We start from the raw sequence: 16,073 nt of genomic DNA on the forward strand, positions 1-16,073 counted from the left end.
GGAGAAAAATTATGAGGATTTGTATTCCAATTGAAGAAAACAAAGGACTAGATAGTATTGTTTTTAATCATTTTGGTTCTGCACCATTTTTCTTAATCTGTGAGTTAGAAGGAGAAGAAGTAAAGGTTATTAAAAATGAGGATTTACATCATGCTCATGGCATGTGTCAACCGCTTAAAGCACTTGGAGGAGAGGTGGTTGATGCAATTTTAGTAGGTGGAATTGGTGCTGGAGCACTAATGAAGTTAAATAACCAAGGAGTAAAAGTATATAAAGTTTCCAATGATACAGTACTAAATAATATAGAATTACTAAAGAGTAGTCAACTGCATGAGTTCTCTGTAAATAATACTTGCGCTGGTCATGATTGTAGTCACTAATATAATTAAAGCCTTTCCTTAACTTTATAGTATGGAAAGGCTTTATTTTTAATACTTTTAGATAATATTTTATATGTTTTTGTATATACAGCACTTGTATCTTTTACAAGTCTGTCTTGTATATCAATAAGCAAAGAATAAGTATCACGTTCTAAATTAAGTGAAAATTTTAAGAACTCTTTAACATTTTTTATGAATAAAAAAGTAATAAATAAACCTTTTAATATAATTTTTTTAGGGAATTATATTAAAAGGTTTATTTATTTTACGAAAAGGGGAATAATTCATGGAACAGTTTTATAGAAAAGGGATAGAAGAAGTTATAAAAAGTTTAGGAGTTAACCTCACTCAAGGATTAAATGATGATGAAGTAAAAGAAAATAGGGATAAGTATGGCTTTAATGAACTAGAAGAAGGAAAAAAGAAGAGTGCAGTTCAAGTTTTTTTTGAACAGTTTAAAGATTTTTTAGTAATAATATTAATTGCAGCAGCAATTATATCAGCTTTTCTTGGAAAGCTTGAGAGTACGTTAGTTATATTGATTGTTATTTGTATCAATGCTATTTTGGGAACTGTACAGCATATTAAGGCAGAACAATCCTTGAGTAGTTTAAAAGCATTGTCCTCTCCCACAGCTAAAGTTCTGAGGAATGGAAAAAGAATAGAGATACCTTCAAAAGAAATAATAGTTGGAGATATTTTATATTTAGATGCAGGAGATTATATAAGTGCAGATGGAAGAATTATTGAAACTTATAGTCTTCAGGTAAATGAAAGTTCTCTTACTGGAGAATCAGAAAGTGTACTAAAAGTAATAGATCCAATAGAAGGAGATCATGTAGCCATTGGAGATAGAAAGAATATGGTCTTCTCAGGAAGTTTTGTTACCTATGGAAGAGGAGTAGTTGTTGTTACTGGAATTGGGATGAACACAGAAATAGGAAAAATAGCTAATCTTCTTGAAACCGCCCAAGAAAAGAAAACGCCATTACAAGTGAGTTTAGATAATTTTGGAAGAAAACTTGCGATTGGAATATTAATAATATGTGCAATTGTATTTGCTCTAAATATATTTAGAGGATATGACCTATTAGAATCTTTAATGTTTGCAGTATCTTTAGCTGTAGCAGCTATACCAGAAGCATTAAGTTCTATTGTCACTATTGTATTAGCTTTAGGAACACAGAAAATGGCAAAGGAAAATGCTATTGTAAGAAAACTTCATGCTGTTGAAAGCTTAGGAAGTATTTCTGTTATATGTTCAGATAAAACGGGAACCTTAACTCAAAATAAGATGACTGTGCAAAGACTTTTTGTAGATGATGCAGTTATAGGAAGTAAAGAAGTAGATTTAAATAGGTATCTAGAAAAAAAGTTAGTACTTATGTCATTACTTTGTAATGATGCTGTAACTTCAAAAGAGAAGGATATAGGAGATCCTACGGAGATTGCACTTATTAATTTAGGAGATATATATAAATTAGATGAGTTAGAAATAAGAAAAAAATATCCTAGATTAGGTGAGATTCCCTTTGATTCAGATAGAAAGCTTATGAGCACTTTAAATAAGCTTGATGGTAAAGATACAATGCTTACAAAGGGTGCCCTAGATGTAATGCTTAAAAGAGTTATTAATATTGAAAAAGCAGATGGTGTTAGACTTATAACAGAGAGCGATAAAGAAAAAATAGAAGATATGAATAGGGAGTTTTCAGAGAGTGGTCTTAGGGTTTTAGCTTTTGGGTATAAAGAGATACAAGATGGAGAAGAGATTAATTTAAAAGATGAGGAGGGCTTAACCTTTGTAGGATTAATTTCTATGATGGATCCTCCGAGAGATGAGTCAAAAGGAGCAGTAGAAAGTTGTATAAGTGCAGGTATTAAGCCTGTTATGATAACAGGTGATCATAAGATAACAGCTTCTGCTATAGCAAAACAGATAGGAATTCTTGAAAATGAATCAGAAGCCATGGAAGGATATGAACTTGAATCTCTAAGTGATGATAAACTTAGAGAAGTAGTAGAAAAAATTTCAGTATATGCTAGAGTATCCCCAGAACATAAAATAAGAATAGTAAGAGCATGGCAGGATAAAGGAAATATAGTTGCTATGACAGGTGACGGAGTGAATGATGCACCTGCTCTTAAACAAGCAGATATAGGAATAGCTATGGGGATTACAGGAACAGAAGTAGCTAAAGATGCAGCAGCTATGATATTAACAGATGATAACTTTTCCACTATAGTAAAATCTGTTTCTAATGGTAGAAGTGTATATGCTAATATTAAGAATTCAATAAAATTTTTATTGTCTGGAAATACAGCTGGAATTTTAGCTGTAGTATATACAACTATTGCTGCGCTACCTATACCATTTTTACCCGTACATCTGTTATTTATAAACTTAGTTACAGATAGTCTTCCGGCTATTGCTATAGGACTTGAACCCCATAATGAAAATATAATGAAGGAAAAACCAAGGGCAATAAATGCTCCAATACTAAGTAAAGAATTTGGAATTGAGATATTGATAGAGGGTATTATTATATCCATAAGCACTATGATAGCATTCCATATAGGGCTAAAAGATGCTAATAATACTTTTATACCAAGTACTATGGCTTTTTCTACATTATGTCTTGCTAGATTAATACATGGGTTTAATTCAAGGTCTAGAGAATCCATATTTAAAATAGGAGTTTTCTCTAATAAATTTGTCTGGTACGCTTTAATAATTGGTGCTGCATTAATTACTTTAGTGCTTACAGTAAGTTCATTTATGAGAGTTTTCGAAGTTGTACCACTAACAAGTACTCAATATGGATGGATAGTTGGTTTATCCATACTTCCTCTTGTGTTAATACAATTATATAAATTAATATTTGTTAGATAAGTACTTAATATTAACATGGTTATATGAAATAATTTAGGCTGTTGAAATGATTATCAACAGCCTTTAAAATAAATTTCAAAGTTTTTAACAAGATATCTACTTAATTAAATAAAGGGTTTAACTATATAACTACCTAGTCTAATAAAATCAATTTTAGTTTTATCACCAAAAGCCCATTTATTAACTCTTTTAATCAAGGCATTATCTAGATTTCTTACGCAGAAGTCAAGATTAGAATCACTAAGCTTATCTGTAAATTTTCTTAAAGCAAGGGAATAGTCATAGTTTCTATATAAAGATTTAGTTAGCATTTCATAAGAATTTAATCCACAAATATCCTGTGCTGCATATATTCCTGTTAATATAGATGTAAATTGACCAAATCCAAAGGCAGGGGTTAAAGAACCAAAGCAGTTTCCAACAAAGTAGGTGTTGTTTACTTTAGGACGAAGGCTTCGTCCCATCATATACCTAGTAACTTCAAAACTATCAGTCACTTTAAAATCTTGATTTAAATCCTTAGATAATTGATTTAAGAATTGATTCCACATTGAATTTATATCTTTTTCTATATTTTCTTTATAGTCAGGATATCCAATAACTACACTAGCTTCCTCACTAGAAAATGGCAATAACCAGGCATATCCTTTTGGTGAAAAGTCATGATTAACCCAAACATCTGCTCTATTTGGTGTAAAGTTTCCTTCGATAGTACATCCTTTTAAAGTTACAGTAAAATCGCACCTATAATTTCCTAAATGAGATGCGTAAGCGCCATCTTCTGTGGCAAGTATTATATGTGTAAAATCTTTTTTTAGGTCTTCATAAGTACATTCAGAGTTGAAAACTATATTAGAGCGTACTTGACTGGCTAACTGAGCTACAAAAGAGTCTTTATGGCGTCCGCGAATATTAAAGGCTCCCATATTTGCTATAATGCTTCCAGAGTGATTTATAGAATGAAATACAGTTTCTTTTATTGGGTTTAATGGCTCTAATAATATACCGTAGTTACTTCTTAGATAGGTCAGACAATGATTTATAGGTCTATTTATAATATTCTATACTGATTCTCCATTAACAAATCTATCATCTACTGTACTTCTACGCTCAAATATGGTTGGAGTTACGCCATGTTTTTCTAAAATTATTGCAGAACTAAGGCCAGCTAAGCCTGCTCCTATAATAATAACCTTCATAATTATCTCTCCTATATAATGATATGAATTATAAGTTATAGTAGGTAGTATTCCATAATATAATATTATTAGCCTAATTAAACTTTAGGAATTATATAGGTATATTTCTAAGTAATTTATGGGAATAATCTAAAATAGTGAACAAAATATATATGTTAAAAAAATATGAGGTGATTTATATGACAGTTAAAAATGCTATGACAGCTGATTTTCTACGTTCAGCTTATGGTGGAGAAAGCATGGCACATATGAGATATTTAGTGTGGGGAGAGGCAGCTGAAAAGTCAGGATATCCTAATATAGGAAGATTGTTTATAGCTGTTGCACATGCGGAATGGGTTCATGCTAAAAATCATTTTACAGTGCTTAAAGAACAGGTTGGAGATCATACAGTTCCAGCAGGGGCAGTATTTGGAAATACTGATATAGTAGAAAATTTACAAGGTGCTATAAATGGAGAACTTCATGAAATTGACCAAATGTATCCTGTATATCTTGAAACAGCAAGATTTCAATCAGAAAAAGATGCGGAAAGATCTTTTCATTATGCAGTAGAAGCTGAAAAGAAACATGCGGAGCTTTTTCAAAAAGCTCAAATACTTGCTAAAGAAGGAAAGGATATGGAAGAGAGTACCTTTTATGTTTGTCCAGTTTGTGGCTATACAGTAGAAGAAGAATTACCAGAGAAATGTCCTATCTGTGGGGTTAAAGGAGATTTATTTCAAAAGTTTTAATATAGCACATATTGATAAAGCATCTTAAATTTATAAGATGCTTTATTTTTATTTGAAATTAAGAAATTCAATAATATATGAAAAGTATACAGAAAAGTAATATTAATCAGTTACTATTATTATGTTCCTTCTTGGATGATGCAGGACCTTGATGGCTAGATTTTGGTCTTTTGCAATAAGGGGGATTTTTTGAATCTTTATGATATTCAATACACTCACTACATTTACCGTATCTTATACAGCTTGTCTTTTTACAATTACAAAAATCACTTCCATTTTCCAACATATATGTACACCCCCAAAAATAAAATTTAGTTATACAGCAATATATTATACATTATAAAGTGCCTACTAGATATAGGAATAAAATACCTGAAAGTTAAGATTTAAAGGGAAGACCTATAACTTATATTATATTAGAAAGAATATTAGAAAGAATATTAAGATATGATAGCAATAGTAAAAAAATACCAAAAAAGTATTTACTATTTTTACCAGTTAAATTATAATAGAACAAGATGGAATAAACTTACAATATATTATATTCCAACACAGTAGAACATACTTTAAGGGAGGAACTTTAAATGACTAAAACTAATAATATTGTTGATACTTTTTCTGTGCAAGTAATTGATGATGGATATGCTGACACTAAATCCAGAGCAGAGGATAGTGAAATGTTTATAACTCCGTCCTATGTTACGGCATGGAGACCTTCTTATAATAAGGATAATGATTTAAAGGAAGCTCAAGGAAATCCATTAAGTAGGATAGAAGTAGAAGTAAACGGATCTAGATTTTTGGTGGGAGAAAGTGCAGTAAAGCAAGATAGAAATATGCAATGGAATGGAGCTTCTGATAAACATAATGATACTTCTTTTGATATATTGTTAAAAACTCATTTAAGTCTTATGTCAAAGAAGCCAATTAGTCGAGTTAAGCTTGTTATGGGATTACCAGTAAAGTCAAGCTTAGATAAAGAAAGAGTAGAAAAGATGAAGGCTAAAGTAATAAGACAACATAACCTAGGAATAAGATTAGCTGGGCAAAGAGACTTTGAAAATAGAATTATAAAGGTTGAAGATTTAATAATTAAAGCACAACCACATGGTACTTTATGTGATTTAATATTAGATGCTAGTGGCAATATAACAAATAAGGATATGGCAAGAAAAGTAAATGCAATTTCTGATATAGGTGGGAAGACTCATAACCTTTATTTAGTAGATGCATTAGAGCCTCTTGCAGATTTCTGCGAAACTAAGAATAGTGGCATGTATATAGCATATATGTGGATTAAAGATTATATAGAACAGGAATTACATTTAAATGTATCCGATGGACAAATTCAATATATAGTTGCAAGTGGTCAAATTAAAGGATATGATTTAACTCCTGTAATTCAAAAAGCTTATAGAAGTTTAGCTAGAAAGATAATATTAGAAATACATACAGTTTGGGAAAATGCATTTCCGTTTATTGATAATATTATATTTACAGGTGGTGGTGCTACAATTCTTAAACCATATCTTGAAGAAGAGTTTAAGAATGCAATGTATTTAAATAGAACTCAAAATCCATCAGGGTTATTTAAACAAGGAATTAGAAAGTGGAAGAGAAAGGCAGTTTAAGAGGGGGAGATATAAATGCAGATTTCTCTATATATAGGAGCGCGAAAGAAAAAAGATAAGATAGTAAATGAGGAGCTAGTTAAGTTCATAGAAGGGGACCGTAGTGATAGAATAAAGGATTTAATATTAAAAGGTCTTATATTTGAAAATAAAAAAGGTATAGATGAAAAACTTCTTGATATGAGATACTTGTACGATTCTAATAATCTTACAGCGGCAACTATAGATGATACTCTAGTGGTACAAGCCGTACCAAAGATTAAGGTATCAGAATTAAAAGATATAGAGGTAGAAACACCAGATTTTAGTCATCTGAAGGTCTCTAAAACTATAATTGTAGATGATGATTTAGAAGACAGAATATAGAAGAAAATAATAAAATTTATAATAATAAAAAATAGTTGCCAAATTGGTAGCTATTTTTTTATGGGTGCATATCTACTAAATGAAAGGAGTTGGTAATAATGATAAATTCAACAAACATTAAAAGTGCATTAGTAATTAAATACCTTGGAGGACAGGATGAAAATGGCAAGGATATATTTAGAACCCAAAGATTTTCCAATGTAAAACCTGCAGCTTTAGATGAGGATGTGTTTGGAGTTGCTACTGCTTTAGGTACACTTTTAGAGATCTCAAGTGTAGAAGTTCTAAGAGAAAATGATAATTTAATAGTTAATGAATAATTAAATCAGAGGGGGAATTAGATTATGAGTAAGACATTAGTCATGAATTTTTTAACGGATCAAGGAAGGAAAGTATCTATAAGATTTAAAGAGGTTAAAGAAGATATAGATGAACTTTCAGTTGTTACAGTTATGGATACTATTATAGAAAAAAATGTTTTTGCAACTACTTCTGGTAATATAAAGATAAAGGATTCAGCACAGATAGTTGATACAACTGTTGAAGAGCTAAGTATATAAGAAAAATGAGAGGTATGGATATAATTCCATACCTCTCATTTTTTATTAAAGTTATAAGATGATTTAACGAAGGTATGAATAGCGAACTAGTTATTATTGGTGTGAGATAAGTATTTGTATTTATACCTGAGAGTGATAAAGGGAGAGATGAATAAGTGATGAAGAGGGTTTTAATTGTAGATGATGCAGATTTTATAAGAATATCTCTTAAAGCAATGTTAGAAAAATATCATTTTGAAATAGTAGGAGAAGCTTCAAATAGGTTAGAGGCTATAAAACAATATAATATATTGAAACCAGATATAGTAACTATGGATATAACTATGCCTGAAATGGATGGGGTAGAAGCTTTGAAAATTATTAAAAGTATAGATGCCAATGCGAAAATTATTATGTTATCTGCCATGGGACAAAAGAGTATTGTACTAAAAGCTATTAAAGAAGGTGCAGTAGGATTTATAATAAAGCCATTTAATGAGGTTCATGTAATTGAAACGTTGAGCAAAATATAATAATCATATAAACAAGAACATAAATCTGATTAAAGTATATAATTAAATTATATTAGTATATGGCTTTGGTATAGATATAAACCAAAGTCTTTTTTATTTAATCAATGTATTTTTATAGAATATATAAATTAACATGGATATTAATCTTAGGCAGAATAATTATAAGAAATGTAATAAGGAACTAGTTTTAAGAATAAGAGTAAAAATATAGCATATTTGATTGACATAAATGGGATAATTAGTTACTATTTAGTTAGATAATGTATTAATTTTATATTCTATATTATATCAATAATCTAATCCTTGTGAAAAATTAAATTTACATAGTTAGCAATAGATAATATGAAAATGATTACATCAGTGAATTTTTAATTCTAATACAAATATCCTAGTATAGGTAATAGCTTATGGTTAATATGAAATTAACTAAATAATAAGTTTTAATATACTAGGATATTTTGTTATCTTATAGATTTAGTAAAGAAGTTGAGGTGAGAATATTGAAGTTTAAAATACTAAGATTATTTATTTTTACTTTAATAATAGTATCAATTAGCTATAAAATTTCATGGGCATCAGATATGAAAAATATATTAGTAATTCATTCTTACAATGAGGGTTTTTTGTGGACAAATTCTATTTCAAAAGGTATTGATGATGTATTTGATTTAAGCAATAAAGATATAAATGTAGTATATGACTATATGGATTTAAAAGAAGTGAAAAGTGAAGATTATTTTCGTAAATTTCATGATATCCAAAAAATAAAATATACGGATAGAAAGTTTGATGTAATTATTGTCTCAGATAATGGTGCTATGGATTATATTATGAAGTATAGCGAAAATCTATTTATAGACACTCCTATAGTATTTTGCGGAGTAAATGAAGCTAGTTTTGTAAACTACCAAGATAATATTAGATATAAGTTTGTTACTGAAGGGAAAGATATAAAGGCAATGATAGAGAATATACAAACTATAATGCCTAATGTAAATACAATAAATGTATTTGGAAATACTACACCTGCAGGTAATGATGATTTAAATGATTTAAAGAAGTTTCAGGAAAGTTATAAATCTAATATAAAATTTAATTTTTATGAAGGATATACTATAGATGGAGTAAAAGCTAAAATAGATAGTGCAGATAATAGTACAGCATTTTTATTTAGTACAGATCCTTTTGTAGATAATAGCGGAAAATATAGATACATTAATAATGTAAAAGAAAGTATATTTAAAGATAGTGAAGTTCCCATGTTCTCATTTTGGGATTTTGATATAGGATATGGTACTATAGGAGGAAAAGTTACTAGTGGATATTATCAAGGAGAAAGTGCCGGGAAGATAGCTTTAGAAATATTAAACAATACTTCTTTGAATGATATAGATACAAGAACAGAAGGGTTAAATAAATATATATACGATTATAATCAATTAAAAAAGTTTAATATTAGTCTTAGTAGTATTCCAAAGGAAAGTACTATTTTGGATAAACCATTCTCTTTTTATGAAAAGTATAAAAATTTAGTTATAGGTACTGCCATAGTGTTTTTTCTTCTGTTAGTTATAATTATATTATTAGGTTTAATGATAAACCAAAAAAGGAAAAATGAAGAGGAATTAAATAGGAATTATGAAGAACTATCATCAGTGTATGAAGAATTATCAGCTACAGAAGAAGAACTTAGAGCTCAGTATGACGAGTTGCAACGGAATGAAGAAATATTAAGAAATAGCGAAGAACGTTATAGGCTAGCTGTAGAAGGAGCAAACGATACCATCTGGGAATGGGATATTAAAAAAGATAATTTAGTTATATCTGAAAAATGGATAGAATTATCTGGATCTAATAAGACTATCAATATTAAAGAAATATATAATAATTTTATTTTCGAAGAAGATAAGATTTTTGTAAAGAATGCCTTTGAGGACACTATTAGTAATGGCAAAATTCTTATGAGAGAATTTAGAATTATAACAGTAGATGGCTCTATTAAGTGGGTCTTAGCAAGAGGTAATGTACTTAGAGATTTAGAAGGGGATCCAGTTAAAATAGCAGGTTCTATTACAGATATTTCAGAGATTAAGAAAAAGGAAACTCAAATAAAGCAAATGGCATATTATGATTCTCTCACCGGACTGCCAAATAGAAATCTTTTTATATGGAAAGTAAAGGAAAACTTAAAAAATTATAATTCTTATATATATAATGCAGCTGTAATTTTTTTAGATATTGATGATTTTAAAAGAATTAATGATACACTTGGACATGATAAGGGCGATTATTTATTACAGCGTATTGCAGATAAACTAAAAGAATGCTTACCAAAAGAAGCATTAGCAGCAAGATTTGGTGGAGATGAATTCTTAATTGAAATACCTGAAATTAAAAAAATAGGTGATATAAAAGATATATGTGATAATATATTAAATATATTTAAAGAGCCATTTATGATTGATGGGATTATTAATTATATCACTACAAGTATTGGTATATCTATATATCCTGTAGATGGTAATAGTTATGAAACTCTTTTAAAGAATGCGGACACAGCAATGTATAGTGCTAAAGAGAAAGGAAAAAATCAGTATTGCTTTTTCAATTATGATATGGAAAGAGATTTGTTAAGAAAAATAGTCTTAGAAAATAATCTAAGAAATGCTATAAAAAATAATGAGTTTAAATTATATTATCAACCACAAATAGATTTATTTAATGGAACCATTGAAGGGATGGAAGCTCTTATACGATGGGAAAATAGTGAGCTTGGAATTGTCTCTCCAAATGAATTTATAAAAATTGCAGAAAAGACAGGGTTAATAATTCCTATTGGAAAGTGGGTTATTGAAACAGCATGTAGACAAAATAAGATATGGATAGATAAAGGATTTAAATATAATTTTATAGGTGTTAATGTCTCATGTATTCAATTTATGCAAAATGAGTTTATCGAAAATATTATAAAGATTTTAAATGATGTAGATTTACCAAGTAACTTTTTAGATATAGAGATAACTGAAAGTTTGCTTATAGATTCCACAGAAACTAATATAAATAAGTTAGCGGAGCTAAGAGACTTAGGGATTAGTTTATCTTTGGATGATTTTGGTACAGGGTATTCTTCGCTAAATTATTTAAGACAACTACCTATAAATACATTGAAGATAGATAAATCATTTATAGATGAAGTTTGTTATAAAGATGAACAAAGACATATTATTGAGGTTATAATAAATTTAGCCCATAGATTAGGTTGTAGAGTGGTTGCTGAAGGTATTGAGGATAAGGAGCAATTTGAGATACTTAAAACTATGAGATGCGACCTAGGCCAAGGGTATTATCTTAGCAAACCAATATCAGCAGAAGAAATGGAGAAACTACTTAAAGAAAATTTAAAAGATTTATAAATTTTTCTTAGTAGATGATAATAGTATATAACAATATAGAAGATTTATATAAAAACTCAGATTTCTAGTCTGAGTTTTTATTTTGTCGCAAATATTATCTGTAATCATATAATAGATTAGGCATCTTTAACAAAAGGAGATGAAGTTATGAACGGAGGCACTTTGAAAGATAAGTATCTAATATTCTCTATAGGAACTGAGGAGTATGGCATAGAGATAAAACATGTTTTAGAAATAATAGGAATGAATACTATAAGAAATATACCAGGTTTGCCATCTTTCATAAAAGGAGTTGTAAATTTAAGAGGGAATACAATTCATGTAATTGATGTAAGAGATCGATTTAAAAAAGAAAAAGAACAATGCAATTGTAGAACATGTGTTATTTTAATAAGTGTAAAGGGCGAATCAATAGGATTTATTGTTGATAAAGTTATGAAAGTTATTGATATAGATGAGGAGCAAATAGTTATTCCTCCAGAATTTAAATCTATATATAAAAATAGATACATTAAAGGAATGTACAAGGATAGAAATACTTCTAAAATGATATTAGACTGTGAAAGATTTATAAACTATGAAGGTAAAACTGTTGATAAAGCTTTTAAAGAATAAATAGTAAAAGGGGTGTTAACAGAACACTCCTTTTACTATTTATATCTTATTAATTAGGCATATACTTTGACTTGATATACCTTTACCTTCACCAGTAAAACCAAGTCCTTCCTCTGTAGTAGCTTTAATGTTTATACAATCTTCATCAACCTGAAGTACATCAGCGATATTTTTTATCATCTGAGGAATATAAGGTGCCATTTTAGGTTTTTGAGCTATTATAGTAGCATCAATATTTAATAATAAGTAACCTTTATTATCTAAAAGCTTTTTTACTTCTTTTAAAAGGGATAAACTAGATATTCCTCTATATCTAGAATTTGTATCAGGAAAATGTCTTCCAATGTCTCCAAGAGCAGCGGCCCCAAGTAGACTATCCATTATAGCGTGAAGAAGAACGTCAGCATCAGAATGGCCGAGAAGACCAAGTTCATAGGGAATTTCAACACCCCCTATAATAAGCAATCTGTTTTCTATGAGTTTATGTACATCGTAACCCATCCCGACTCTCATAATGAAACCTCCTAAATAAATATTTAATTTATATTATAGTTCAATATATAAAAAAAAGCACCAGGTGCTTTTATAACCAGTGCTTATGACGAGATAAGTCATTATTAAAAGATTTATCTTTCTTAAATATGCTAAGTAACTTTTTAAACTGCTCAAATATTTTTGTAGTAAAGGATTTCTTTTTAGGTATAGGGAAGGGATCTTTAGTATTAAAAGCATCATTAGAATTTGATGATTTAGAGGCTGCCTTGAAATCTACATATATAACTTTTTTATTCATGAAATTGCCTCCTATTCATAATTATATAAAATAATTGTAACATAAAAGTGAAGAAAATACAGAAAATTTAGACGACTTATTATAGTATATTAAAGTTTTTGGAGTTTGTGACTTAAACTAAGGATTAAATGTTTTTAATTTTTGATAAAAATGTTTAAGTTATGCACAAGTTATACACATAACTGTGGATAATGTGTATAACATAGATAAAATAGTGTTGAATTTTCAGTTAATTTTTATGAAATATATTGGAATATAGCACTATAAATTATAAATTAACATAAAATGAACAAGTTAGTCACAGGGTACTTGTGGACAATGTGCATAAGTGGATTAATTAAGTGATAATAAAAATCAAAAAAAAATTGATTTTACATAAAATGTATTACATAATTATAACTGGAAATCATGAGGAGAGAGTATTAAAATGTATTAACATGGAATTAACACTAAACTAACAAGTTATACACATAGGAATTGTGGATAATGTGTATAACCAATTAAAGATATATGTAATATGTAATAGAATATATTAGAATATGTTGCCAATATAGGTATATATATGATAAATATAAATTAAGTGATGTTAGGTATGAATAGTATTAACTAAAGACAAGAGGTGGAATAAATGCTTTATGTAAAAGATGTTTTTAAAGAATATGATAGATTGGAACAAAGTTTATGCAAGATTTTAATGAATATATTTATAACAGGTATATTGTTTTTTTGGGGAATTAAAATTGCATTATCTAATTATCTTTTGTTTCATATCAGTATTGAAATGTTTTGTACTCTTATATCTTTCGGTATACTGGTTATAACATTAAATGCTTCTTCAAATTCCAAAAATGCTTCCTATATTTTTTTAGGAATAGGTTATGGGTTTGTGGGATTTATTGATATTATACATGCTTTATCTTATAAGGGAATGGGAATCTTCGAAGGCGTTATAACATCTAACATTACAATCCAACTTTGGATTGTGGGAATGTATATGGAGGCTGCCACAATACTGATATCCTTTATATTAGCGTACAAGCCTTCTAAAAGCATCAATTTAATGAAGGTATTTTGGAGCTTTTTTATAGTTACAGCAATAATTATACTGACAATATTTAAGTCGAATGTATTCCCAAGATGCTTTATTGAAGGAGTAGGGTTAACAAGTTTTAAAATAATCAGCGAGAATATTATAGTAATTCTCCTTATTTGTAGCATTGTGTTGTTATTTAAGATAAGGAAACGTTTAGATTCTAGTATCATTGTATTCATGGCGCTATCAATTATTTTCACAGTCATTTCTGAATTATGCTTTATGGCTTATAATGATATATATGGCATAGTTAATATATTAGGACACAATTTTAAGGCAATATCTTTTTATTATATATATAAGTCCATAATTGAAGTAGGATTAAAGAATCCATATAAAACCTTATTTGATCAGTTCAACGATGTAAATGAAAAGCTTAAAATAGAGTTTAATCAAAGAATGAGTTGGGAAGAAAAAATTCTAGAAAACAGTGAGTGCTATGACCTTCTTATAGAAAGTTCTAAGGATGCTATTTTTATTCATGTAAATGGAAAAATAATATTTGCAAATGATGCACTTATAAAGCTTATTGGAGCATCTAGCCTTAAACAAGTAATAGATAGGGAAGTAATTATGTTATGGCCAAAAAATATAAGAGAGAACATTAGGAAGCATATAAGGGACCGATGTAGTGGGAAATTTCCAAAGGCTGTATATGAGACAGAGATATTAAAGTGTACAGGAGAAGTCATAGATACCGAAGTGAGGGCAACTAGCTTTAACTATAAGGGAAATGATGCAGTTCTTGTTATATTTAGAGACATAACTTCACAAAAACAAGTGGAAAAATTAAAGATTGACATATATGAAAAGGATAAGAAGCTGAGAGAAACAGAAGAATTTAACAAACTTATAACAGAGTTTTTCTCAAATATATCTCACGAATTAAAAACACCACTAAATGTAATACTTGGAGCAGTACAAGTAATGAAGCTTAACTATAGAGATGAGGATCATCATTATAATAAGCAGAATAATTATTTAAACATAATAAAACAAAATTGCTATAGACTACTTAGATTAGTTAATAATATTATAGATTTATCTAAAATAGACTCAGGATTTCTTAACCTTAATTTAAGTAATCATAATATTATAAATGTAACAGAAGAGATTACCCTATCAGTAGCAGAGTACATAGAAAGTAAAGGAGTAGCCATTATCTTTGATACAAATGTAGAAGAAAAAGTAATGGCAATAGATCCAGATAAGATTGAAAGAATTATGCTAAACCTTCTTTCAAATGCTATAAAGTTTACAAACACTGGAGATGAGATTAGAGTGAATATAGTAGATAAAAATGATAGAATATTCATATCAGTAGAGGATACAGGAGTAGGTATTCCAGAAGACAAATTACAGATGATTTTTGAAGGATTTGGACAAGTTGAAAAGACTATAAAAAGAAATAAAGAAGGCAGTGGAATAGGATTATCTTTAGTTGAGTCTTTGGTAGATTTGCATGGAGGTAACATAAGTGTTAGGAGTAGACTAGGAGAAGGAAGTGAGTTTGTTATAGAACTTCCTATAAAGCTAGTAATTGATGAAGAGAAGAGTAACAATCATAATATGCTATATGAAAGTAAAGTAGAGAGAATAAATATTGAGTTTTCAGATATATATTCTTAAAAAATTATAAAATACCTATTGCATTATTATTTAGAGTTTATTATAATAATACAAAAGCAAAAGCTATGAAAGGTGATAGTAAATAAACTTTCATTTTCAGAGAGTAGATGGATGGTGAAAATCTACATTGAAATTTATTGAATCCGACCTGAAGCTGCATAGGAGTAACAACCTATGCCGGAGTTATCCGTTAAAGTAGAGAGGCTGCAAAAGCAGTAAACTAAGGTGGTACCACGTTGATTATTAAGTCTTCGT

General features: G+C 28.8%; 17 protein-coding genes and 1 other annotated feature (1 of these 18 running past the window's edge). Of the genes, 11 read left to right on the forward strand and 6 right to left on the reverse strand.

The window, feature by feature from the left end:
- Window positions 1-11: 11 nt before the first annotated feature.
- Entirely contained in the window at window positions 12-380 is a 369-nt protein-coding gene (locus tag ACX0KU_RS05800; protein ID WP_472991915.1) for a NifB/NifX family molybdenum-iron cluster-binding protein, read from the forward strand.
- Window positions 381-385: 5 nt separating this feature from the next.
- On the opposite strand, the gene ACX0KU_RS05805 is transcribed toward ACX0KU_RS05800, so the two are convergent.
- Window positions 386-514: a hypothetical protein gene (locus ACX0KU_RS05805; RefSeq protein ID WP_472991916.1), complete on the reverse strand. Its 129-nt coding sequence runs from the start codon at window positions 512-514 to the stop codon at window positions 386-388.
- Window positions 515-666: 152 nt separating this feature from the next.
- Here ACX0KU_RS05805 and ACX0KU_RS05810 point away from each other — a divergent pair, with 152 nt between their 5' ends.
- Window positions 667-3,273: a cation-translocating P-type ATPase gene (locus ACX0KU_RS05810; RefSeq protein ID WP_472991917.1), complete on the forward strand. Its 2,607-nt coding sequence runs from the start codon at window positions 667-669 to the stop codon at window positions 3,271-3,273.
- A gap of 104 nt (window positions 3,274-3,377) precedes the next feature.
- Here the strand turns inward: ACX0KU_RS05810 and ACX0KU_RS05815 are convergent, their stop codons facing one another.
- A complete protein-coding gene (locus tag ACX0KU_RS05815; RefSeq protein WP_472991918.1) occupies window positions 3,378-4,199 on the reverse strand; it encodes an NAD(P)/FAD-dependent oxidoreductase in 822 nt (273 codons plus the stop codon).
- A 135-nt stretch (window positions 4,200-4,334) separates the two neighbouring features.
- A complete protein-coding gene (locus ACX0KU_RS05820) occupies window positions 4,335-4,472 on the reverse strand; it encodes an FAD-dependent oxidoreductase (RefSeq protein WP_472991919.1) in 138 nt (45 codons plus the stop codon).
- A gap of 179 nt (window positions 4,473-4,651) precedes the next feature.
- On the opposite strand from ACX0KU_RS05820, the gene ACX0KU_RS05825 reads away from it, so the two are divergent.
- Window positions 4,652-5,206 (forward strand): rubrerythrin family protein, encoded by a 555-nt coding sequence (locus ACX0KU_RS05825; protein WP_472991920.1) that lies wholly within the window; start codon window positions 4,652-4,654, stop codon window positions 5,204-5,206.
- Between the two features lie 106 nt (window positions 5,207-5,312).
- Here ACX0KU_RS05825 and ACX0KU_RS05830 read toward each other — a convergent pair whose 3' ends face one another.
- The gene (locus ACX0KU_RS05830; RefSeq protein WP_472991921.1) at window positions 5,313-5,492 is read right to left on the reverse strand and encodes a hypothetical protein; all 180 of its coding nucleotides are present in this window, start codon (window positions 5,490-5,492) and stop codon (window positions 5,313-5,315) included.
- 298 nt (window positions 5,493-5,790) lie between these two features.
- Here ACX0KU_RS05830 and ACX0KU_RS05835 point away from each other — a divergent pair, with 298 nt between their 5' ends.
- The 7 genes from ACX0KU_RS05835 (at window position 5,791) to ACX0KU_RS05865 (ending at window position 12,303) form a co-directional block, all read left to right on the forward strand.
- Window positions 5,791-6,837: a ParM/StbA family protein gene (locus ACX0KU_RS05835; protein WP_472991922.1), complete on the forward strand. Its 1,047-nt coding sequence runs from the start codon at window positions 5,791-5,793 to the stop codon at window positions 6,835-6,837.
- Window positions 6,838-6,852: 15 nt separating this feature from the next.
- Window positions 6,853-7,203 carry a hypothetical protein gene (locus ACX0KU_RS05840; RefSeq protein WP_472991923.1) on the forward strand — a complete coding sequence of 117 codons (351 nt, stop codon included), beginning with the start codon at window positions 6,853-6,855 and terminating at the stop codon, window positions 7,201-7,203.
- A 98-nt stretch (window positions 7,204-7,301) separates the two neighbouring features.
- On the forward strand, window positions 7,302-7,523 hold the full coding sequence (locus tag ACX0KU_RS05845; protein ID WP_472991924.1) for a DUF1659 domain-containing protein: 222 nt from the start codon (window positions 7,302-7,304) through the stop codon (window positions 7,521-7,523).
- A gap of 24 nt (window positions 7,524-7,547) precedes the next feature.
- Entirely contained in the window at window positions 7,548-7,763 is a 216-nt protein-coding gene (locus ACX0KU_RS05850; RefSeq protein WP_472991925.1) for a DUF2922 domain-containing protein, read from the forward strand.
- 158 nt (window positions 7,764-7,921) lie between these two features.
- Window positions 7,922-8,275 (forward strand): response regulator, encoded by a 354-nt coding sequence (locus ACX0KU_RS05855; protein WP_472991926.1) that lies wholly within the window; start codon window positions 7,922-7,924, stop codon window positions 8,273-8,275.
- 500 nt (window positions 8,276-8,775) lie between these two features.
- Window positions 8,776-11,688 (forward strand): EAL domain-containing protein, encoded by a 2,913-nt coding sequence (locus tag ACX0KU_RS05860; protein ID WP_472991927.1) that lies wholly within the window; start codon window positions 8,776-8,778, stop codon window positions 11,686-11,688.
- A gap of 147 nt (window positions 11,689-11,835) precedes the next feature.
- Entirely contained in the window at window positions 11,836-12,303 is a 468-nt protein-coding gene (locus ACX0KU_RS05865) for a chemotaxis protein CheW (RefSeq protein WP_472991928.1), read from the forward strand.
- Window positions 12,304-12,342: 39 nt separating this feature from the next.
- On the opposite strand, the gene ispF is transcribed toward ACX0KU_RS05865, so the two are convergent.
- Together ispF and ACX0KU_RS05875 are read right to left on the reverse strand one after the other, a co-directional pair.
- A complete protein-coding gene (gene ispF / locus ACX0KU_RS05870) occupies window positions 12,343-12,816 on the reverse strand; it encodes a 2-C-methyl-D-erythritol 2,4-cyclodiphosphate synthase (RefSeq protein WP_472991929.1) in 474 nt (157 codons plus the stop codon).
- A 70-nt stretch (window positions 12,817-12,886) separates the two neighbouring features.
- Window positions 12,887-13,096: a hypothetical protein gene (locus ACX0KU_RS05875; RefSeq protein ID WP_472991930.1), complete on the reverse strand. Its 210-nt coding sequence runs from the start codon at window positions 13,094-13,096 to the stop codon at window positions 12,887-12,889.
- Window positions 13,097-13,724: 628 nt separating this feature from the next.
- On the opposite strand from ACX0KU_RS05875, the gene ACX0KU_RS05880 reads away from it, so the two are divergent.
- Window positions 13,725-15,818 (forward strand): sensor histidine kinase, encoded by a 2,094-nt coding sequence (locus ACX0KU_RS05880; RefSeq protein ID WP_472991931.1) that lies wholly within the window; start codon window positions 13,725-13,727, stop codon window positions 15,816-15,818.
- A gap of 56 nt (window positions 15,819-15,874) precedes the next feature.
- Window positions 15,875-16,073, forward strand: a binding site (T-box leader); it runs 7 nt beyond the window's last position.

The organism is Clostridium sp. X, from assembly GCF_055755365.1.